This window comes from Enterococcus sp. 2STP (assembly GCF_032465635.1).
Lineage (GTDB): Bacteria > Bacillota > Bacilli > Lactobacillales > Enterococcaceae > Enterococcus_B > Enterococcus_B lactis.
This window is the reverse complement of record NZ_JAWDJH010000015.1, coordinates 21135-41375: the sequence shown is the minus strand read 5'-3', so window position 1 is coordinate 41375 and position 20241 is coordinate 21135. Positions and strand designations below refer to the sequence as shown.

The 20241-nt window shown below is 38.0% G+C and carries 20 protein-coding genes; 16 read left to right on the top strand and 4 right to left on the bottom strand.

Annotation, left to right across the window (positions count from 1 at the left end; translation table 11 throughout):
- The first annotated feature begins 4 nt into the window (after positions 1-4).
- On the top strand, positions 5-538 hold the full coding sequence (locus RWU19_RS05565; RefSeq protein ID WP_002310342.1) for a DUF402 domain-containing protein: 534 nt from the start codon (positions 5-7) through the stop codon (positions 536-538).
- A 79-nt stretch (positions 539-617) separates the two neighbouring features.
- Here RWU19_RS05565 and RWU19_RS05560 read toward each other — a convergent pair whose 3' ends face one another.
- A complete protein-coding gene (locus RWU19_RS05560; RefSeq protein ID WP_002315298.1) occupies positions 618-1052 on the bottom strand; it encodes a GNAT family N-acetyltransferase in 435 nt (144 codons plus the stop codon).
- Between the two features lie 141 nt (positions 1053-1193).
- Here RWU19_RS05560 and RWU19_RS05555 point away from each other — a divergent pair, with 141 nt between their 5' ends.
- The 4 genes from RWU19_RS05555 to RWU19_RS05540 all read left to right on the top strand — a co-directional run bounded on the left by RWU19_RS05555 (position 1194) and on the right by RWU19_RS05540 (position 6335).
- Positions 1194-2312, top strand: coding sequence for an AI-2E family transporter (locus RWU19_RS05555; protein ID WP_002315297.1), 1119 nt, complete (start codon positions 1194-1196; stop codon positions 2310-2312).
- A gap of 127 nt (positions 2313-2439) precedes the next feature.
- The gene (locus tag RWU19_RS05550) at positions 2440-3816 is read left to right on the top strand and encodes a hemolysin family protein (RefSeq protein WP_002315296.1); all 1377 of its coding nucleotides are present in this window, start codon (positions 2440-2442) and stop codon (positions 3814-3816) included.
- A gap of 396 nt (positions 3817-4212) precedes the next feature.
- The gene (locus tag RWU19_RS05545) at positions 4213-5793 is read left to right on the top strand and encodes a peptide chain release factor 3 (RefSeq protein WP_002343012.1); all 1581 of its coding nucleotides are present in this window, start codon (positions 4213-4215) and stop codon (positions 5791-5793) included.
- A 290-nt stretch (positions 5794-6083) separates the two neighbouring features.
- Positions 6084-6335, top strand: coding sequence for a hypothetical protein (locus tag RWU19_RS05540; RefSeq protein ID WP_002315293.1), 252 nt, complete (start codon positions 6084-6086; stop codon positions 6333-6335).
- Between the two features lie 40 nt (positions 6336-6375).
- Here the strand turns inward: RWU19_RS05540 and RWU19_RS05535 are convergent, their stop codons facing one another.
- Both RWU19_RS05535 and RWU19_RS05530 read right to left on the bottom strand, forming a co-directional pair.
- Positions 6376-6696, bottom strand: coding sequence for a DUF1827 family protein (locus RWU19_RS05535; RefSeq protein WP_002315292.1), 321 nt, complete (start codon positions 6694-6696; stop codon positions 6376-6378).
- A 283-nt stretch (positions 6697-6979) separates the two neighbouring features.
- Positions 6980-9214, bottom strand: a complete 2235-nt coding sequence (locus RWU19_RS05530) for an ATP-dependent Clp protease ATP-binding subunit (protein WP_002315291.1) — start codon at positions 9212-9214, stop codon at positions 6980-6982.
- Between the two features lie 476 nt (positions 9215-9690).
- On the opposite strand from RWU19_RS05530, the gene RWU19_RS05525 reads away from it, so the two are divergent.
- The 6 genes from RWU19_RS05525 (at position 9691) to RWU19_RS05500 (ending at position 15433) form a co-directional block, all read left to right on the top strand.
- Complete coding sequence (locus RWU19_RS05525) at positions 9691-9957, top strand: phosphocarrier protein HPr (protein WP_002287602.1); 267 nt, start codon at positions 9691-9693, stop codon at positions 9955-9957.
- Positions 9957-11684 (top strand): phosphoenolpyruvate--protein phosphotransferase, encoded by a 1728-nt coding sequence (gene ptsP, locus RWU19_RS05520; protein WP_123838161.1) that lies wholly within the window; start codon positions 9957-9959, stop codon positions 11682-11684. Before RWU19_RS05525 ends, ptsP begins: the two co-directional genes overlap by 1 nt.
- A 170-nt stretch (positions 11685-11854) precedes the next feature.
- Positions 11855-12901, top strand: coding sequence for a glycosyltransferase family 4 protein (locus RWU19_RS05515; protein WP_002315289.1), 1047 nt, complete (start codon positions 11855-11857; stop codon positions 12899-12901).
- Positions 12902-12917: 16 nt separating this feature from the next.
- On the top strand, positions 12918-14141 hold the full coding sequence (locus RWU19_RS05510) for a glycosyltransferase family 4 protein (RefSeq protein ID WP_002341271.1): 1224 nt from the start codon (positions 12918-12920) through the stop codon (positions 14139-14141).
- Between the two features lie 88 nt (positions 14142-14229).
- On the top strand, positions 14230-15117 hold the full coding sequence (locus RWU19_RS05505) for an NAD(P)-dependent oxidoreductase (RefSeq protein WP_002341272.1): 888 nt from the start codon (positions 14230-14232) through the stop codon (positions 15115-15117).
- 85 nt (positions 15118-15202) lie between these two features.
- Complete coding sequence (locus RWU19_RS05500; protein ID WP_002287607.1) at positions 15203-15433, top strand: YkuJ family protein; 231 nt, start codon at positions 15203-15205, stop codon at positions 15431-15433.
- 56 nt (positions 15434-15489) lie between these two features.
- Here the strand turns inward: RWU19_RS05500 and RWU19_RS05495 are convergent, their stop codons facing one another.
- Positions 15490-16455: a GIY-YIG nuclease family protein gene (locus RWU19_RS05495; protein WP_002343008.1), complete on the bottom strand. Its 966-nt coding sequence runs from the start codon at positions 16453-16455 to the stop codon at positions 15490-15492.
- A gap of 305 nt (positions 16456-16760) precedes the next feature.
- On the opposite strand from RWU19_RS05495, the gene RWU19_RS05490 reads away from it, so the two are divergent.
- The 5 genes from RWU19_RS05490 to fabG all read left to right on the top strand — a co-directional run bounded on the left by RWU19_RS05490 (position 16761) and on the right by fabG (position 20224).
- A complete protein-coding gene (locus tag RWU19_RS05490) occupies positions 16761-17201 on the top strand; it encodes a MarR family winged helix-turn-helix transcriptional regulator (protein ID WP_002310362.1) in 441 nt (146 codons plus the stop codon).
- A gap of 9 nt (positions 17202-17210) precedes the next feature.
- Complete coding sequence (locus RWU19_RS05485; RefSeq protein ID WP_002341274.1) at positions 17211-18173, top strand: beta-ketoacyl-ACP synthase III; 963 nt, start codon at positions 17211-17213, stop codon at positions 18171-18173.
- Between the two features lie 53 nt (positions 18174-18226).
- Positions 18227-18451, top strand: a complete 225-nt coding sequence (locus RWU19_RS05480) for an acyl carrier protein (protein WP_002287614.1) — start codon at positions 18227-18229, stop codon at positions 18449-18451.
- Positions 18452-18557: 106 nt separating this feature from the next.
- Positions 18558-19475, top strand: a complete 918-nt coding sequence (fabD, locus tag RWU19_RS05475) for an ACP S-malonyltransferase (protein WP_002341275.1) — start codon at positions 18558-18560, stop codon at positions 19473-19475.
- 11 nt (positions 19476-19486) lie between these two features.
- On the top strand, positions 19487-20224 hold the full coding sequence (gene fabG, locus RWU19_RS05470) for a 3-oxoacyl-[acyl-carrier-protein] reductase (protein WP_070770762.1): 738 nt from the start codon (positions 19487-19489) through the stop codon (positions 20222-20224).
- Positions 20225-20241: the final 17 nt, after the last annotated feature.

The window sequence follows — 20241 nt, the reverse complement described above, 5'->3', positions numbered from 1 at the left end:
TGCTATGGGAGTTCCAAAAGAAGGAGAGTTTGTGACGATCCAAAGTTACAAGCACGACGGCAGATTGCATCGAACGTGGCGAGATACCATGGTATTGAAAACAAGCGAACACTCTATGATCGGCGTGAATGATCACACATTAGTTACTGAATCTGACGGACGCCGATGGGTAACGCGCGAACCAGCGATTGTGTATTTTCATAAAAAATACTGGTTCAATGTAATAGCAATGATCAGAGAAAAGGGGGTTTCCTATTATTGTAATCTAGCTTCACCTTTTTTGCTGGACGATGAGGCCTTGAAATATATCGACTATGACTTGGATATCAAGGTGTTTCCTGACGGCGAGAAACGACTATTGGATGTCGATGAGTACGAGATGCACAGCAAAATGATGAATTACCCGAACGATATTGACTTCATCCTAAAAGAAAATGTGAAGATTCTGGTTGACTGGATCAATAATGGAGATGGCCCGTTCTCAGAAGGCTATATTGATATTTGGTATGACCGTTACAAGCAATTGTCGCGTAAGTAAACGCAAAAAAGAACAGTAAGCCAGTGAGAAATCTTTCTCAAAAGCTTGCTGTTTTTTTGTTTTTTTTTCGAAAAATTTTTTATAAAGTCTTTTTCATATAAATGTGAGGCATGCCAGCGTCTTCAAAAGGCTCACCGTAAGCTATGTAACCAAGCTTTTCGTAAAAAGCTTCCGCTGTAGACTGCGCTCCTAATAAAATCGTATTATAGCCTTGATTCTTAGCAAAGGTTTCTGCTTCTTCAATTAATAGCTTACCTAAGCCTTGGTGTCTGTATTCAGAAAGAATCGCCATTCGCTGTAATTTCATTTTTCCGTTTTCTAAAGGCAAAAGACGTACAGTTCCTTGCGGTTCTTTTTTATCTGAGTACAAGACGAAATGGATGCAATGTGCTTCATCTTTATCTATTTCTCGAGACAAAGGGACACCTTGTTCGACTACAAAGACTTGATGTCTGATTCTTACAGCATCTAAGTAAATATCGCTCATTGTATCTTTTGTTTGTACAACTTTCATGGTCTAGCCACCTTCCTTTCGTATAGTATACTGGAAAATAAAATAAATAAAAAGTATGGAAAGTTTTCAAAAATAAAAAAAGAATAAAAGAATTTTTAGCGAATATAATATATACTAGGAAGAAAGAAAGGAGGAAATCTATTGTTTGAAAAACTTAGACAGTCTAAACTAATGTTTTGGTCGCTTGAATTATTGATCATAGCTGCACTAATCATGATTTCATCAGAAATAAATTTTATTTTTGAACCGATCGGGACATTTTTTTCCACGTTATTTGCACCCGTACTGATTGCAGGCTTTCTTTACTATTTGCTGAATCCTATCGTCAAGCTGCTGATGAAAGCAAAAATCAAAAGAATATGGGCTGTCGCAATTGTGCTGCTCCTTTTAGTTGCAGCAATTATTTGGATTTTACTCAGTGTCATTCCAAGTCTAGTACAGCAAATTTCCTCATTGGCATCCAATATGCCTGATTTTATAAAACAGGTCGAAAATTGGTTAAAAGAGGTTGCCGAATTGCCTGTGTTCAAGGAAGTTGATATCAATAAATATTTTGAACAATTAGATATTTCTTACGGGACGATCATCCAACAATTCCTTAGTGGCGTTTCCAACAGTTTAGGTTCGATCGTTGGAACGATTGCTTCGGCAACCGTAGTGATCATTACGGCACCCTTCATCTTGTTCTATATGTTGAAAGATGGCGAAAAACTAGTGCCAAACATCCAACAGTTTTTCCCAGAGAAAAGAAGAAATCAAATTGTGGAATTATTGGGACAGCTGAATAAAACATTAGCTAATTATATTAGTGGACAAGCAATTGAATGTCTATTCGTCGGCACTTTTACATTTTTAGGATATATGATCATCGGTGTAGATTATGCTTTCTTGTTTGGGGTCATTGCAGGATTGACGAACCTGATACCATATTTAGGACCTTATCTAGGGCTAGCACCTGCATTTTTAGTGACGATCTTCAACGATCCGATAAAAGCATTGCTTTGTTGTTTAGTTGTACTAATCGTCCAACAGTTAGATGGAAACATCATTTATCCGAATGTAATTGGGAAATCACTGAAGATCCATCCATTAACGATCATTATCGTCCTTCTAGTAGCAGGAAACATTGCCGGATTGCTTGGTATCTTCTTAGGTGTTCCTTTTTATGCAATCTGCAAGACAATCATTTCCTATATAATCAAAATCATCAAGGAAGATAAACAAAATGAAAACAAGAAAAAAATTGCTACGACCTCGTAGATAGTTTTAGTACACTTGTTTTTATTGCAAAGAAAATTGCTTTGTGATACCATTTTAACGTGGCTATAGTGCCACGTTTTTTTCTATCGTAAACTAAAAATTAATTTTATAAGGAGAGAATGCGATTATGAATGCTGACCCTGAGAGTCAGTCGCTGTTAGCGCAGATTTTATTATTGATCGTTTTGACATTGATCAATGCTTTTTTAGCAGCTTCCGAAATTGCTGTTGTTTCGATCAATAAGAATCGAATCGAGCAAAAAGCTGATGAAGGAGATGTGAAATCTCAAAAGCTTTTAAAAATATTGCAGAATCCAAATAATTTCCTATCGACAATCCAAGTAGGAATCACTTTGGTCAACATTTTGTCTGGTGCGTCACTAGCGAATACTTTATCGGAACGGTTAGCTCCGGTATTAGGTGGCGGTACAGCAGCAAAAAATATTGCAAATATCATTGTGCTGGCTATTTTGACCTATGTATCGATTGTTTTTGGAGAATTGTACCCTAAACGTATTGCTTTAAATAAATCAGAAGAAGTCGCAAAGTTCACTTCAGGGCTGATACGCTTGATCGGCGTAGTAGCTAAGCCCTTTGTCTGGTTGCTTTCTGCTTCCACAAGTTTGTTGGCACGTATCACACCGATGACCTTTGATGATGAAGATTCAAAAATGACCAGAGATGAAATGCGTTATATGCTTGAAAACGAAGGCGTATTGAACAACGAAGAATTGGAAATGCTCCAAGGGGTTTTTTCTCTTGATACGAAAGTTGCCCGAGAAGTAATGGTCCCACGAACGGATGCATTTATGATTGATATCAATGACACTGTGGAAGAAAATGTGAATGAAGTTTTATCGGAAAACTATTCAAGAATTCCTGTCTATAATGAGGACAAAGATAAGGTAGTTGGAATCCTTCATACAAAGAATTTACTAAAAGCAGCCCATAAATTTGGCTTTGATCATTTAGATATCAAAAAAATCATGCAGGAGCCTTTATTCGTTCCTGAAACGGTCTTTATTGATGATCTATTATATGAAATGAAAAAGACACAGAATCAAATGGCTATTTTATTGGATGAATATGGCGGTGTCGTTGGTTTAGCAACATTAGAAGATCTTTTAGAAGAAATCGTCGGAGAAATCGATGATGAGTCAGATGAAGTTGAGAATCTTTATGAAAAAATCGATGAACACGAATATATTATCCAAGGACGAATGCTGATTGATGAATTCAATGAAGCTTTTGACAGTGATTTGCATATGAGTGATGTAGACACGATGGCTGGTTATTTGATTACAGCATTAGGCATGATTCCAGATGAAGGCGAAAAGTTATCGTTTGATGTCGATAATATTACGCTGGTTTCTGAAGAAATGGAAGGTTCTCGAATCCTTAAAATCCGTGTCATTTTTCATGATCCGGAAGAAACAGAAGCGGAACCTGAAGAAGAACGCAGATACTTCAGAAAAGAATTCGAAGATGACGAACCAAGAAGATAATTGGAAACTTGGTTATAAAAGAAAGACGTGTTGCTTGAATAAACAAGCAACATGTCTTTTCTTTAGTCAGCTGACAAAAATATTTGACTCTTATGATTTGGTGGCTTTTTCATTCGCTGAATCCATGCTATACTGATTCAGTTGTAGTAGTTAACAGAGGTTGTAAAAAAGCTGTCCTGTATCAAGTAATAAAAACAGCCAAGCAAAAACAGCTTCTCCTGTTTTTTGGTTGGTGGGGCTTATTACCGATGCAAGCTTTTAAACACCGTTTACTTGGAAAAAGGAACGGCGACACGGCTTTTGTCACAGCCCTATATGAAATTGTCTTTCCTTAAGAGAACAGACAATCTGTCTAGAAAAAGATAAATAATTGAATGGAAGAAATGGAGTTAGGTTATGAATAATCCAGAATTAAAGCAGCAAGTGGACAATCGCAGAACATTTGCGATCATTTCCCATCCGGATGCGGGGAAAACAACGATTACAGAACAATTACTATTGTTTGGTGGAGCTATTCGTCAAGCCGGAACTGTAAAAGGAAAGAAAACAGGTAATTTTGCCAAATCAGACTGGATGGAAATCGAGAAACAACGTGGAATATCTGTCACTAGTTCTGTTATGCAGTTTGATTATCAAGGAAAACGAGTAAATATCTTGGACACTCCAGGACATGAAGATTTTTCTGAAGATACTTACCGTACTTTGATGGCCGTGGATAGTGCGGTCATGGTAATCGACAGTGCCAAAGGGATCGAAGCACAGACAAAGAAATTGTTTCAAGTGGTTAAAAAACGTGGCATCCCGATTTTTACTTTTATCAACAAACTAGATCGTGATGGTCGCGAACCATTAGAACTGTTAGAAGAATTAGAAGAGTTATTAGATATCGAGTCTTATCCGATGAATTGGCCAATTGGTATGGGAAAAGGTTTAGAAGGTCTTTATGATATTTACCATAATCGTGTAGAGTTTTATCGTCCGGAAAATTATCAAGGAGAACGTTTAGTAGAATTGGATGAAGATGGTCTGCTTCCTGATAATCATCCATTAACTGAAAATTCCTTATATGAACAAGTCTTAGAAGAAGTAGAACTACTCAAAGAAGCTGGAGATGCATTTAATCAAGAAAAAATTGCTCGTGGCGATCAGACACCAGTATTTTTTGGTTCTGCATTAACTAATTTCGGTGTACAGACTTTTTTAGAAACTTTCGTTGAATTAGCACCAGCTCCTTATGGGCATAAAACACAAGATGATCAGATGGTAAGCCCTTATGAAGAAGAATTTTCAGGTTTCGTATTCAAGATACAAGCAAATATGAACCCAGCCCATCGTGACCGAATCGCTTTTGTCCGAATCTGTTCTGGAACATTCGAGCGAGGAATGGATGTCTGGTTAGAACGTACAAATAAAAAATTGAAATTAAGCAATGTTACGCAATTTATGGCAGATTCGAGAGAGAATGTCGAAAAAGCAGTAGCAGGTGATATTATCGGTGTATATGATACTGGTAATTATCAGATTGGAGATACATTGTTCGAAGGCAAACTAAAAGTTGCTTATGAAGAACTTCCTTCATTTACTCCAGAGCTGTTCATGAAAGTGACTGCTAAAAATGTCATGAAACAAAAATCCTTCCATAAAGGAATCTATCAATTGGTTCAAGAAGGAGCGATTCAGCTTTATAAAACATATCTAACGGAAGAATATATCATTGGGGCTGTTGGTCAGCTGCAATTCGAAGTATTCCAATATCGTATGTTAAATGAGTACAATGCAGAAGTCATCATGTCTCCGATGGGGCACAAAATTGCTCGCTGGATTGATCCGGAAGATTTGGATGAGAAGATGAGTTCAAGCCGTAATATCTTAGCGCGTGATCGTTTTGATCAGCCGTTGTTCTTATTTGAAAACCAATTCGCAGAACGGTGGTTTGCGGATAAATATCCTAATGTAAAATTAAAAAGTTTGATGTAAAGAGGTTGTAAAAAAATTGCGTTGCATCAAGTAATAAGGAAAGCCAAACAAAAACAGCTTCTCCTGTTTTGGATTTGGTTGAATACCGTTTACCAAGAAACCATGAGTCTGCCACTCAGTTTCAAGTGCAAATAAAAATTTTGAAAATACATTCTTATACTTTGTTGATAGCCGTGACGGATTTTCCGTTACGGTTCTTTTTATCGTTTAAAACTATAAAAAATATCTAATCTAAAAAAATATAAAAATTACTTTGCGTACATACTATTAAAGAGAGGAGGGTTTGTGAAATGGAAACAGAATGGCAAAGGCGTCAAAGAAAAAAACAGAAAAAAGCAGAAATGTTACGATTATGTCGATTGTTGGATGTAAAAGACTGGGACAAAAACGAGCAGATTGCACAAGAAGTGCGATCAATCATCCAGAAAGAAGAAAAAGTAAAAAATAAAGATACGAGTAGATCAAAAAATGAAAAGAGAAAGACACAAAAGAAGCGTAAAAAAATAAAGAGCCAGAAAGCAAAAGAAACAAATGAGGCGTGAATCGTCTCATTTGCTTCTTTAATTATGTTCAAAAAGTTGATTACACGGCTAACGTCGCGCCTAATTCATGTTTTGGAATAGAGATTTCAACAAGCCCGGCCAATTCGATTACTTTGATTTCATCCTCGTGGTAAACAGCATCTTTGATTTTATCCAAGAAATAATTTTTAGCTTCTTCGATTTCTTTCGGCTGGATTTTACGTTTATCATTGATTAACAAAATTTCATTATGTTCAGGGGCTTCAGTGTAGACAATAGTGGTATTTCCGGCTGTGTAGACTTTGACCAGATGGGCATCAGTGTTTTCAAGCTGGTTCAATACAAGACGGGAATGGCTGTTTGTTACATTTACCAATTTCATGGCGCTCACCTCTTTTATGTATTTTTAATTGCTTGTTTCTCTTATTATAATTTCTTTTTTATAAAATGAACAGTATTTTGACTTTTCTGAAAAAAGAGAGCGTGGAACAAAAGTAAAGAACACTTTTGTCTCACGCTCTAAACACGTATAAACGGCGGAAGCAGAAGCAACTCCTTCGGAAATAAGCTGAAATTCACAAAAATTTGAAAAGCAATTTTCGTGAATTCCTTCTTATTTCTTGGAGTTAAACGCTTCTGTCCCAGCCTCTATATACATACTAGGTTTACTCAGCCGTTTCTTCGGTTGATTCTTTTGCTAAACGTTCTGGTTTAGAAGTCACGATGATTTTTCCATCCTTATCCAATTTTGCTTTCAGCTCGTGAATAGAAGGGTGGTCAAGGTAAAATTCAGCGATGCCATCTTCGATTTGTTCTTGGATTGTTCGTCGAAGGGGACGAGCACCCATGGATGGATCATAACCTAAGTCAACTAATTTTTCTTTGACATTCGTAGGAACTTCGATATGAAGTTGCTGTGCTGCCAGCATTTGATTGACATCGTCTAGCATCAGTGTAACGATGGTCATCAAGTTTTCTTTTGACAAAGCACTGAATTCGATGATTCCGTCAAAACGATTTAGAAACTCTGGTGTAAAGTAATTATTCAATTGATTTAATACCGAACGAGTAACACCTTCACGTGCCGCACCAAAGCCAACATTTGCTTCTACTTTACCAGTACCGGCATTACTTGTCATAATGATGATCGTATCTTTAAAGCTGACGGTTCTTCCTTGTGCGTCCGTCAATCGGCCATCATCTAAGATTTGCAAGAACATGTGCAAAACATCTGGATGAGCTTTTTCAACTTCATCTAATAAGACAAGACTGTAAGGATTTCTCCGAACTTTTTCTGTTAATTGACCAGCTTCTTCGTATCCAACATAACCTGGAGGAGAACCAATCAATTTAGAGACACTGTGTTTTTCCATATATTCAGACATATCGAAACGAATCATTGAATCTTGTGAACCGAATAATTCATAGGCAAGCTGTTTGGCAAGTTCTGTTTTACCTACACCGGTTGGTCCGACAAATAAGAAGGAGCCAATTGGACGATTCTGTTTGTTCAATCCAACACGGTTTCGGCGAATTGCTTTCGCTACACGGTCTACAGCGTTATCTTGGCCAATGACATGAGCCTTCAAGTCATCTGCTAAGTTTTTCAATTGTGTCTGTTCTTTTTCTTTTAATTCACCCACCGGAATACCTGTTCGTTGTTCAACGATTTTTTCCATATCTTTTTCGGTGATGACAGGTGTTTCTTCTTCAGTGAGCTGGCGTTCTTTCATTTTTTGAAGTTTGTTGATCTGGTCACGGTAATAAGCCGCTTTTTCGAAATCTTCTTCTCGAGAAGCAAGAACTTTTTGTTCTTCCGCTTCTTGTAGTTTTTTCTCGATCGTTTTAGGATCAACGATTTGGATCGTTAAATTTTTCTTAGAACCTGTTTCATCTAGCAAATCGATGGCTTTATCCGGCAAGAAGCGATCTTGGACGTAACGATTGGATAAAGTTGCGGCTGCTTCGATGGCTTCATCAGTATATTTTACATGATGATAGTCTTCATAACGTTTTTGCAGTCCTTTCAAGATACTGATCGTTTCTTCGACAGTTGGTTCATCTACTCGTACCGGTTGCATACGACGCTCTAAGGCAGCATCTTTTTCGATGATGCGGTACTCGTTTAAGGTAGTAGCACCAACCATCTGCAATTCTCCTCGAGCTAAAGCAGGTTTTAAAATATTACCAGCATCCATGTTTCCGTCGCCTGCGGAACCAGCGCCGACGATTTCATGCACTTCATCTATAAATAGGATCACATTTTCTGCTTGACGAATTTCTTCAATCAATTTTTGCATACGTTCTTCAAATTGACCTCGTATACCAGTACCTTGGACTAAGGATACGACATCTAAACGAATGACTTCTTTGTCCATTAATTTTTGTGGGACATCGCCATCTACGATTTTTTGTGCTAACCCTTCAACAACTGCTGTTTTACCAACACCAGGTTCACCAATCAAGACAGGGTTGTTCTTAGTTCGGCGATTTAAAATTTCGATGACACGTTTGATTTCATCATCACGACCGATCACAGGGTCGATATCCCCTTGTCGAGCTTGTTCAGTGATGTTGATTCCGTATTCTCCTAGTAAACCTTCCGTATTTCCTTGAGGTGGTTGTCCACCATTGAAGTTGTTGTTTCCACCAAATTGTGTTGGCGGTGTTTGCTCATAGTTTCCTTGCTGTTGCATTTGGCGAGACATGGAACGGAAAAGATCGTCCAAACTGCCAAATCCAAATGGGTCGTTTTGGGCCATACTAGTTAGACCTCCATTTTGCTGATTTTTGATTTTTTGATAACAGCTCTGACAATAATCAAGTTGTGTCCGCTGACCATTGACAGTGGCATACAAGTGAATCGTTGCCTCATTCTTGCCGCAGTTTTGACAAAGCATGAATCATTCACGTCCTTTCACAAAAATGGGTACATCCATATTTTACATCTCGTTTTTCATGAGGTAAAAGAATAACCCCTATTTTTTAGGGATTTATGAGGTAGTAAAGGTAAAATGTCTATTGACCATTCCTGACCTTTGATTCTTATTATACTAAAAATCGAAAGGGAAGCAAGTAATTCGTTTCATATAAAAACAAAGAAGGTCAAAGGAAAGAATGATGAACGTCAGGAGAAGAGAGAGCGACAAGAAAAAGAAAATAAACACGTTTGTTATAAAATGTGAAGAAAAGGATGAAAAAGAATCCGGAATAATTTGAATACTTTTATCTGAAATTGAATGAAAACTGTTGTATCTAACGAAAAAAAATGTTAATCTTTACAGATGAAAGGGTGACACTTGTTAGGATTCTCTGAATTACTAAAAAAGAAAACCCTCACATAAAAACAACACTCACTTAAAGGAGACCGATTAATATGGAAAAGAAAGAATTTCACGTAGTAGCAGAAACTGGGATCCACGCACGTCCAGCTACATTATTAGTACAAACAGCAAGCAAATTTAACTCTGATGTAAACTTAGAGTATAAAGGTAAATCAGTAAACTTGAAATCAATCATGGGCGTTATGTCTTTAGGTGTAGGTCAAGGTTCTGATGTTACTATCACTGCAGAAGGTGCTGACGAAGCTGACGCAATGGCAGCAATCGTTGAAACAATGAAGAAAGAAGGCTTATCTGAATAATGGTTGAAATGCTAAAAGGGATTGCCGCTAGTGACGGTGTAGCCGTTGCAAAAGCTTACCTGCTAGTTCAACCGGATTTAACATTCAGTAAGGCAACAGTAGAAGATACTGCGGCTGAAGAAGCTCGTTTGGATGCTGCATTAGCTAAATCTACTGAAGAATTGCAGCAAATTCGTGAAAAAGCAGCGCAAAGCTTAGGTGAAGCAGAAGCGCAAGTATTTGATGCCCATTTGATGGTTCTTTCAGATCCAGAAATGGTAGGTCAAATCAAGCAAAACATTAAAGACAACAGCGTAAATGCTGAATCAGCGCTAAAAGAAGTAACGGATATGTATATCGGTATGTTCGAAGCAATGGAAGACAATTCTTACATGCAAGAGCGTGCTGCAGATATTCGTGACGTTGCTAAACGTATTTTAGCGCACTTATTAGGCGTTACTTTACCAAATCCATCAATGATCAACGAAGAAGTGGTCGTTGTTGCACATGACTTGACTCCAAGTGATACAGCACAATTAGATCGCAATTTTGTAAAAGCGTTTGTAACAGATATTGGTGGACGTACTTCACATTCTGCTATCATGGCACGTTCTTTAGAAATCCCAGCGATCGTTGGGACAAAAGAAATCACTGCTAAAGTCAAAGAAGGCGATATGTTGGCTGTTAACGGGATCGAAGGCGATGTGATCATCGATCCTACAGAGGAACAAAAAGCTGAATTTGAAAAAGCAGGTGCGGATTACGCAGCACAAAAAGCAGAATGGGAAAAACTAAAAAATGCAGAAACTGTCACAGCTGACGGCAAGCATTTTGAATTAGCTGCAAACATCGGAACACCAAAAGATCTAGTTGGTGTTCATAACAATGGTGGAGAAGCAGTTGGTCTGTACCGTACTGAATTTCTATATATGGATTCTCCGGACTTCCCAACAGAAGATGACCAATACGAAGCTTACAAAGCTGTATTAGAAGGTATGGAAGGAAAACCAGTTGTTGTTCGTACAATGGACATCGGCGGGGATAAAGAACTACCATATCTGCAATTACCTCATGAAATGAATCCATTCTTAGGATATCGTGCATTACGTATCAGTTTATCTGAACAAGGTGACGAAATGTTCCGCACACAAATGCGTGCATTACTTCGTGCATCTGTTCATGGTAACTTACGTATCATGTTCCCTATGGTAGCTACGCTCAAAGAATTCCGCGCAGCAAAAGCGATCTTTGAAGAAGAAAAACAAAAATTGATCAGTGAAGGCAAGGAAGTATCTGATACAATCCAAGTCGGCATCATGATTGAGATTCCAGCAGCAGCAGTCTTAGCAGACAAGTTTGCAAAAGAAGTGGATTTCTTCTCCGTAGGTACGAACGATTTGATTCAATACACAATGGCAGCAGACCGTATGAATGAACGCGTTTCTTACTTGTACCAACCATATAACCCATCAATCTTACGTTTAATCAAAAATGTAATTGATGCAGCACACGCTGAAGGAAAATGGGCAGGTATGTGTGGAGAAATGGCTGGAGATCAAACCGCTGTTCCGTTGCTAGTAGGTATGGGTCTAGATGAGTTCTCAATGAGCGCGACATCTATTCTTAAAACACGTAGTTTAATGAAACGCTTGGACACAGCGAAAATGGCTGAACTTGCTGATCGTGCATTGAAAGAATGCGATACGATGGAAGAAGTCGTTGAACTTGTTCATGAATATGTAAAATAAACAACGTATCAAAAACTGGTGTAGCTTGTAAAAGAGCTACGCCAGCTTTTTTGTTTTCTGTTCTTTTTTAAGAAAACGTTTTTGTCAGCAAGATTAGACAAAAATAGGGCTTAAGTTTGAGTGACAGTTTGGAGGCTATGTTATACTATATAAATGAAGGGGGACGTAAGGTGAAGGTATTATTATATTTTGAAAGTGAAAAGATGCTTGCAAAATCTGGCATCGGGCGTGCGCTTGATCATCAAAAACGTGCTCTGACGGAAGTCGGTATCTCTTATACACTAGACGACAAAGATGATTATGACATCCTGCACATCAATACATACGGAATCAATAGTCATAATATGGTCAATAAAGCCAGAAGAGAAGGTAAAAAAGTTGTCTATCATGCGCATTCAACAGAGGAAGACTTCCGAAATTCCTTTATCGGATCGAACCAGCTTTCTCCTATTGTAAAAAAATATTTGGTGGGATTGTACCAAAAAGCGGACTATTTGATCACGCCAACACCTTATTCAAAACAGTTGTTGGAAAGCTATGGTATCCGTGTACCGATTCAAGCTATTTCCAATGGGATCGACCTAGAGAAATATCGCCCTGATCCAATGAAAGAACAAAAGTTCAGAGAGTATTTCAAACTATCTCCGGATCAAAAAGTAATCATTTGTGTCGGTTTGTTTTTCGAACGTAAAGGAATCATTGATTTCGTAGAAATTGCTAAGAAGATGCCCGACTATACATTCATTTGGTTTGGTCATGTTCCGATGTACTCGATTCCTCGAAACATCCGGAAAATTGTAAAAGAAGACCATCCTGAGAATGTTCTGTTTCCTGGATATATACGAGGGGAAATCATCGAAGGAGCATATTCAGGTGCAGATCTATTCTTTTTTCCTTCTTATGAAGAGACGGAAGGAATCGTTGTTTTAGAAGCTTTAGCAAGCAAGCAAAATGTACTTGTTCGAGATATTCCAGTGTATAATGGCTGGTTAGAAGATAGCAAGAACTGCTATATGGGGAAGACAAACGAAGCGTTTATCCAACTGATTCAACAGATTACCAATGAAGAGCTACCGAGTTTGACACAAGCCGGTTATCAAACAGCAAAAGAACGAAGTATCAATAAAATCGGTGAAGAACTAAAAAACGTATATGAAAGTGTGCTGAATGAAAAAGTCTCTAGCAAATTAAAAAAAGTACATCAGACAAAGGACTAGTTTGGAGGCGAAAAACATGAAAATCGGCTTTTTTACCGATACCTACTTTCCGCAAGTCAGCGGAGTGGCTACATCGATCAAAACATTAAAACAAGAATTAGAAAAACATGGGCATGAAGTCTATATCTTTACGACAACCGATCCTAATGCGGACAAGTTGGAAAAAGATGTGATTCGAATGCCAAGTGTACCGTTTATTTCTTTCAAGGATCGAAGAGTTGTTGTTAGAGGCATGTGGTATGCTTATTTGGTTGCCAAAGAACTAGAATTAGATCTGATCCATACCCATACAGAATTCGGAGCAGGAATACTCGGGAAGATGGTAGCTAAGAAGTTGAAAATACCCCTGATCCATACTTACCATACGATGTATGAAGATTACCTTCATTATATCGGTAAAGGAAAAGTGATCAGGCAATCCCATGTAAAATACTTATCCAGATTATTTGCCAATCATACGACAGGTGTAGTCTGTCCAAGTGAACGTGTTATTGATACATTACGTAGCTATGGTGTAGTAGCACCGCTTCGTGTGATTCCTACTGGTATCGACATTGAGAAGTTCAAACGTTCTGATATCACTCAGGAGGACATCAACAAGTTAAGGGAGTCGTTAGGACTTCAGGAAAATCATCTGATGATTCTTTCTTTAAGCAGGATTTCTTATGAGAAAAATATCCAAGCATTGGTTAACGGATTTCCTCAGGTTATCTCGGCTTACCCTAATGCCAGATTAGTTATTGTAGGAAAAGGTCCTTATGTAGAAGAGTTAGAGGAATTAATTTCCGAACTGCAGTTAGAAGAATTTGTGCAGTTCACAGGAGAAGTGGACAATAATGATGTAGCCCTTTATTATAAAGCGGCAGATTATTTTGTCAGTGCTTCTACTTCAGAGACACAAGGGCTTACTTATACCGAAGCGATGGCAGCCGGCACGCCTTGTGTCGTAGAAGGAAATGCTTATTTGAACCGATTGTTCGATCATCCTTCATTAGGGAAAACTTTTGAAACCGATGAAGACTTTGCACCCGCACTTATTGATTATATTTCCAGTGAAGTCCCTAGAGATTCGAAGGTTTTAGAAGCCAAACTTTATGACATTTCGTCTACTCATTTCGGCGAAGCCATGATCGAATTTTATCAAGATATGGTTGTTTACCATGAAGAAGAGATGCGAAGAAAAGAAGAAGAAGATTCGATTGAACGAATCAAAATCAAATTAAATTCATTTAAAAGATAAAATTCAAACATTTTTTATAAAAAAATCCTTGTTTCTAGCGTATACTAGCATAGAAGCAAGGATTTTTGATTTTTAGGAGGTCGAAAGAATGAAACTAGGTTTTATCGGAACAGGCGTTATGGGAAGTGCTGTTGTACGCCATCTACTAGAAGCAGGTCACGAAGTCGCTGTTTATAATCGGACAAAAGCAAAAGCTGATCCTTTAGTAACAGAAGGAGCTGTCTGGGCGGATACACCAAAGGCTGTAGCAGAACAAAGCAATATTCTGTTCACAATGGTAGGTTATCCTAAAGATGTAGAAGAAATCTACTATGGAGAATCGGGGATTTTTTCTGCAGATGTCTCAGGACGTATTTTAGTTGATTTGACTACAAGTACACCAACTCTGGCAGAAAAAATTGCAAAAACAGCAAAAGAAAAAGGTGCAGATGCGTTAGATGCACCGGTGTCAGGCGGTGACTTAGGAGCAAAGAATGGCACACTGACAATCATGGTAGGTGGAGAAGAATCGGTCTATGATCAAGTACTTCCTTTATTCAAGGAATTTGGTACGACATTTACATTGCATGGCTCTGCTGGGAAAGGTCAGCATACGAAAATGGCCAATCAAATCATGATCGCAGGCACGATGACAGGAATGACGGAAATGCTTGTCTATGCACAAAAAAACGGTCTCGATTTAGAAAAAGTGATTGAGACACTTTCGGGAGGAAGTGCAGCTAACTGGTCTTTAAGTAATTATTCCCCACGTATCTTGAAAGAAGACTACACGCCTGGTTTTTTTGTCAAACATTTTATCAAAGATTTAAAGATTGCATTAGAAGAAGCAGAAAAAATGAACCTTGTATTGCCAGCAACCATCCAAGCATTGAAACTATATGAAGAGTTGGCAGATAAAGGTTTTGAGAATGACGGAACACAAGCGTTGATCAAACTTTGGTGGCCTGAAGGGAAAATACCAGAAAAAAAATCATAAAAAACGAGTTTTTTTAGAGAAAATCAATGCAAGTAGGCTATGCTTTTGATACAATATAACAGAAATAAGAAAAGGAGGACCTCCGATGACACATTCACAATTAGTCGCAATCATAAAACGACTGGAGGCTATGGTCGAGTCAGCAGATAATGAACTGCAAGTTCGCCGTTTTGAAAAAGAAGGCGTAGAAAAGTGTACAGTAACTTATGATAAAGCGACCGATACGTTTGAATTAACTGAAACAGATACTCATCAGCAATACGAATTCGATAATATCGATATCGTAGCGATGGAAATCTATGACTTAATCCAATAAATTTTAGGATAATTGACATTTGAAGTTGAAGATGCCTAAAAGAAGCCGAGAAGCAGCTAATTTAGTTGCTTTTCAGCTTCTTTTTTGTTTAATTGTTCCATTTCGATCTGTTCCTTTTCTAATTTTTTGCGGTAACTAATCAAAATTTGTACAGGATCGATTTCTTCTTTTGATAATTGGCGTTTCAAAGATAAATGAGCTTCTTTTTTTTCATAATAAAAGTCAGGTGGATTGTCCCCAGAAGCAATCATTGTTTCTGCAAGCTGTCCGTAACAAATAAGGTAGTGCTTTTTCTGACTTTCATCCGCTGCCAGTGGCATGCTGAATGTGAGGGATGGTGTTCTTAAAAACTGCTTTTGTTCTTGGATCCGTCTGATGAAATAAGTAACTAATTCGATATCTTTTTGAAGCATGCCAGCTTTTTCGAAATTCAGCTGATAGATGAAATGTTGTTGTCTCTTTTTTAAGTAAGTCAGCAGTTTTTTATTGCGACCCTGAAACAGTCCTTGGATCTCCTTCTTTTTCTGTTCAAAAGTCATTTCCTGTAAGTCAGGAAGCTGGACTCGCAAAGCTAATAAGCTGATTTCAGACAACCAAGGCATTTGATACGTTTCTTCCATTATACGCAAAATAGACGGCATTTTTTTATAGAGACGAAAAGGCCCGTATGTTCGAGCCGTGGGAGTATCTGTTAATACAAATCCCTTATTGGAAATATGTACATAATTGTAGTTACTGAAATAATTCATTTGTCGGTTATAAAAAGGACGGTAATGTTGGATCAGTTGACACTCAAGCAACAAAGCATCTAATTCTGTATCTACTACGACGAAATCAAAATCTGTTATATGATGAATCATACGTAATACTTTTTTTGAATGCTGTTTATTCTGATGAAAATAGCTGCTTACTCTATTTTTGAGCCGTTTTGCTTTACCAACATAGATGACCATCCCTTCTTGGTTTTTCATAAGATAGACACCCGGCAGCATGGGGAGATTTTTTATTTTTTCTTTTAACATAGGGTCTCCTTTCACGCTTTGAATAAAAAGACTATAACAAATTTTGAAATAATGGACAAGTTTTAGGAAATTGGATCATTCTATCAACAAGAAATACTTTGATAATCAAAATATGTCAGTATAATAGTTTTTCTAATAAAGTAAATAAAAAATACTGATCTATCAGTTTTTTTAAATGAGTAAAATATTAAAATAAACTCATATAGCAAAAAAATGAACTTTTACGGTTGCATTTTGAAAAAAGTTAAGATATAGTTTGAACATCAAAAGATTTGATAATCAAACTAATTAGTGGACGGTGGAACATGGAACCAGATTTAAAAACAGTAAATGATTATCTTGTTAGTGTCTTCAATGATATTTTGACAATCGAAGAGTCTGAGTTGAAAAAATCTCAATTCAAAGATCTGTCAATCACAGAGATGCACACGATCGAGGCAATCGGGATGTACAAGAAAAAAACAACTTCAGAAGTAGCCAAAGAACTATCAATTACTGTTGGGACCTTGACCACTGCTATTAACAAGTTAGTAAAAAAAGGCTATGTCGAACGTATCCGCAGTGAAGATGACCGTCGTGTTGTAAAGTTGGGACTAACGAAAAAAGGAAAGTTACTGTTTCGGGTCCATCAGCATTTTCATCGTGAAATGGTCAAGAACATCTTAGAAGGAATGGCTACGGAAGAACAGCATGCCTTGCTGGATGCACTGAAAAACTTGCATGACTTCTTGCAAGACTATAAGTGAGGATATTTAATGGAACAATTTGGAATGATTACTGCAACAGCCAGCGTCCTTCCTGAAAAGATCATTACGAATAATGATCTTTCCAAGATGATGGATACCTCGGATGAATGGATTTCATCAAGGACGGGTATTCGTGAACGAAGATGTGTAACAAATCAGGAGACATCTGATTTATGCCTCTTAGTGGCGGAAAAATTGATGCAACAAAAAAAGCTGAACCCTAAAGATTTGGATTTTATCTTAGTAGCAACAATGTCGCCCGATTACACGACACCATCTGTAGCAGCACAAGTACAAGGAAAATTGGGAGCAGCTAATGCTATTGCTTTCGATATCAGCGCGGCATGCTCAGGATTTGTTTATGCGTTAAGCATGGCTGAAAAAATGATCCGCTGCGGCTCAACTAAAGGATTGGTAATTGGTGGTGAAACACTGTCTAAGCTAATCGATTGGTCTGATCGCACGACTGCTGTATTATTTGGTGATGGAGCAGGCGGGGTTCTCTTAGAAGCAAACCCACAAAAAAAATTGCTGAAAGAAAAATTAGCAACTGATGGTACCAGAAGTACCTCACTGACTGCTGGCTACCAGCAAAATAAAAACCCGTTCTATTCAGAAGATTCAGAAGGTTCGTATTATTTGCGAATGACCGGCAGAGATATTTTTGATTTCGCCGTTCGAGATGTTGCAAACAATATCCAAGAAGTCATGAAAGACACGCCAGTTGATTATCTGCTTTTGCATCAGGCAAATCTCAGGATCATTGAGAAAATCGCCCGAAAAGTAAAGATGCCGCAAGAAAAATTCCTGACCAATATGGATAAGTACGGGAATACCTCTGCTGCAAGTATCCCTATTTTATTGGATGAAGCAGTTTCTAGCGGAAAGATCACCTTGGGAAAACAACAGAAAGTAATATTTACAGGCTATGGCGGAGGTTTAACGTGGGGAAGTATTCTCATGGAGCTGTAAACTGTTAAATTATAAAAATAAAAAAGCAAACAATATCGGAGGAATATATTATTATGGTATTCGAAAAAATTCAAGAAATCATTGCAGAAGAATTAGGAAAAGAAACTGAAGAAATCAAATTGACTACTGACATCCAAGAAGACTTAGAAGCTGACAGCTTGGATTTATTCCAAATCATCAATGAAATTGAAGATGAATTTGATGTAAAAATCGAAACAGAAGACGGAATCAAAACGGTTCAAGATTTAGTGACTTACGTAGAAAAACAAACTGCATAATCATTAAAATTAGGTTGGGGGCTGGGACATTTCCTGAAATAGGGATGTCTCGGCCTTTTTGAATAAGAAGAATCAAACATATATTCTGGATATATTGGAGAAAAACATGAAAACAGCATTCTTATTTAGTGGCCAAGGTGCACAATATCAAGGTATGGGAAAAGATTTATATGAAGAAGCCGTTGTAAAGCAGACATTTGATGAAGCAAGTGAGATTCTCGGCTACGATATGGCCGACCTCTGCTTTTCAGAAAATGAACGTTTGGATCAGACACAATATACACAGCCAGCTATTCTAACAGTCAGCATTGCGTATTATCGCTTATTGAAGGAGCATGGAATCGTCCCAGATGCAGCTTTAGGACTGAGTTTAGGAGAATATTCGGCATTAGTAGCCAGTGATGCGTTATCCTTTACTGAAGCCGTTGCACTAGTAGCGAAGAGAGGCGCTTATATGACGGAAGCTGCCCCAGCTGGAAGCGGAAAAATGGTCGCAGTAATGAATGCACCGATTGAGACGATTGAGGAAAGCTGTCATGAAGCAAGCAAGTACGGCATCGTGTCTCCTGCTAATTACAATACACCTCAGCAGATCGTGATCGGTGGCGAAGAAAAAGCCGTAGATGAAGCTGTTTTGCTCTTAAAAGAAAAAGGAATCAAAAGGATGATCCCACTAAATGTCAGTGGACCTTTCCATACAGCTATTTTAGCACCAGCATCAAAAAAACTGGCGAAGGATCTAAGTCATATTCAATTTTCTGACCCTTCTTTTCCAGTCATCAGCAACACAACAACGGAAATAATGAAGAAAGAGACGATAGCGGGACTACTTGAACAGCAAGTCATGCAACCTGTTCGTTTCTACGAGAGTATCCATAAATTAAAAACAATCGGTATCGAGCAAGTCATTGAAGTCGGTCCCGGAAAAGTATTAAGCGGATTTATGAAAAAAATTGATAAAACGATACCAGTTCTGCGTGTTGAGAATAAGCAGACATTTGATGAAACAATAGCAAAATTATAAGGAGGAAGGTTATGGATGTAAAAGGGAAAAATGTATTTATCACAGGTAGCACAAGAGGAATTGGCAAAGCGATGGCCTTAGCTTTTGCAAAAGCTGGAGCAAATATTATTTTGAATGGGCGCGGAGAGATTCCAAAAGAAAAGATAGAAGAAATTGAAGCATTCGGTGTAAAATGCGTAGGAGTTTCCGGCGATATCTCTGATTATGAGAAAGCAGGACAAATGATCAAAGAAACAGAAGAAAAGCTTGGATCGATCCATATCTTAGTAAACAATGCCGGAATCACAAATGACAAACTTGTGATGCGGATGGATGCAGAAGATTTCAAAAAATGTCTGGATATCAATTTGATCGGTACCTTCAATATGACGCAGCACGTTTTGAAAAAAATGATGAAACAGCGAGAAGGGGCCATCATCAATCTCTCTAGTGTATCTGGATTGATTGGAAATATCGGACAAGCAAATTATGCAGCTAGCAAAGCTGGTGTCGTAGGATTGACAAAATCGGTTGCACGAGAAGCTGCGACTAGAGGTATCACATGCAACGCCATTGCACCAGGATTCATCACAACTGATATGACGGAAGTTTTAGCAGATAAAGTCAAGGAGCAAGCGGAAAAGCAAATTCCAATGCAACGTTTCGGACAAGTAGAAGATGTTGCACAAACAGCAGTTTTCTTAGCACAAAATCCATATATCACCGGCCAAGTCATCAATGTCGATGGCGGATTGGTCATGCACGGATAAGAAAAGGAGAGCAAATA

Bases quoted from the DNA above. Each gene is read 5' to 3' on its own strand.
- RWU19_RS05565 (WP_002310342.1), top strand. From the start codon at position 5: ATGGGAGTTCCAAAAGAAGGAGAGTTTGTGACGATCCAAAGTTACAAG.
- RWU19_RS05560 (WP_002315298.1), bottom strand. From the start codon at position 1,052: ATGAAAGTTGTACAAACAAAAGATACAATGAGCGATATTTACTTAGAT.
- RWU19_RS05550 (WP_002315296.1), top strand. From the start codon at position 2,440: ATGAATGCTGACCCTGAGAGTCAGTCGCTGTTAGCGCAGATTTTATTA.
- RWU19_RS05545 (WP_002343012.1), top strand. From the start codon at position 4,213: ATGAATAATCCAGAATTAAAGCAGCAAGTGGACAATCGCAGAACATTT.
- RWU19_RS05540 (WP_002315293.1), top strand. From the start codon at position 6,084: ATGGAAACAGAATGGCAAAGGCGTCAAAGAAAAAAACAGAAAAAAGCA.
- RWU19_RS05535 (WP_002315292.1), bottom strand. From the start codon at position 6,696: ATGAAATTGGTAAATGTAACAAACAGCCATTCCCGTCTTGTATTGAAC.
- RWU19_RS05530 (WP_002315291.1), bottom strand. From the start codon at position 9,214: ATGCTTTGTCAAAACTGCGGCAAGAATGAGGCAACGATTCACTTGTAT.
- RWU19_RS05525 (WP_002287602.1), top strand. From the start codon at position 9,691: ATGGAAAAGAAAGAATTTCACGTAGTAGCAGAAACTGGGATCCACGCA.
- ptsP (WP_123838161.1), top strand. From the start codon at position 9,957: ATGGTTGAAATGCTAAAAGGGATTGCCGCTAGTGACGGTGTAGCCGTT.
- RWU19_RS05510 (WP_002341271.1), top strand. From the start codon at position 12,918: ATGAAAATCGGCTTTTTTACCGATACCTACTTTCCGCAAGTCAGCGGA.
- RWU19_RS05505 (WP_002341272.1), top strand. From the start codon at position 14,230: ATGAAACTAGGTTTTATCGGAACAGGCGTTATGGGAAGTGCTGTTGTA.
- RWU19_RS05500 (WP_002287607.1), top strand. From the start codon at position 15,203: ATGACACATTCACAATTAGTCGCAATCATAAAACGACTGGAGGCTATG.
- RWU19_RS05495 (WP_002343008.1), bottom strand. From the start codon at position 16,455: ATGTTAAAAGAAAAAATAAAAAATCTCCCCATGCTGCCGGGTGTCTAT.
- RWU19_RS05490 (WP_002310362.1), top strand. From the start codon at position 16,761: ATGGAACCAGATTTAAAAACAGTAAATGATTATCTTGTTAGTGTCTTC.
- RWU19_RS05485 (WP_002341274.1), top strand. From the start codon at position 17,211: ATGGAACAATTTGGAATGATTACTGCAACAGCCAGCGTCCTTCCTGAA.
- RWU19_RS05480 (WP_002287614.1), top strand. From the start codon at position 18,227: ATGGTATTCGAAAAAATTCAAGAAATCATTGCAGAAGAATTAGGAAAA.
- fabD (WP_002341275.1), top strand. From the start codon at position 18,558: ATGAAAACAGCATTCTTATTTAGTGGCCAAGGTGCACAATATCAAGGT.
- fabG (WP_070770762.1), top strand. From the start codon at position 19,487: ATGGATGTAAAAGGGAAAAATGTATTTATCACAGGTAGCACAAGAGGA.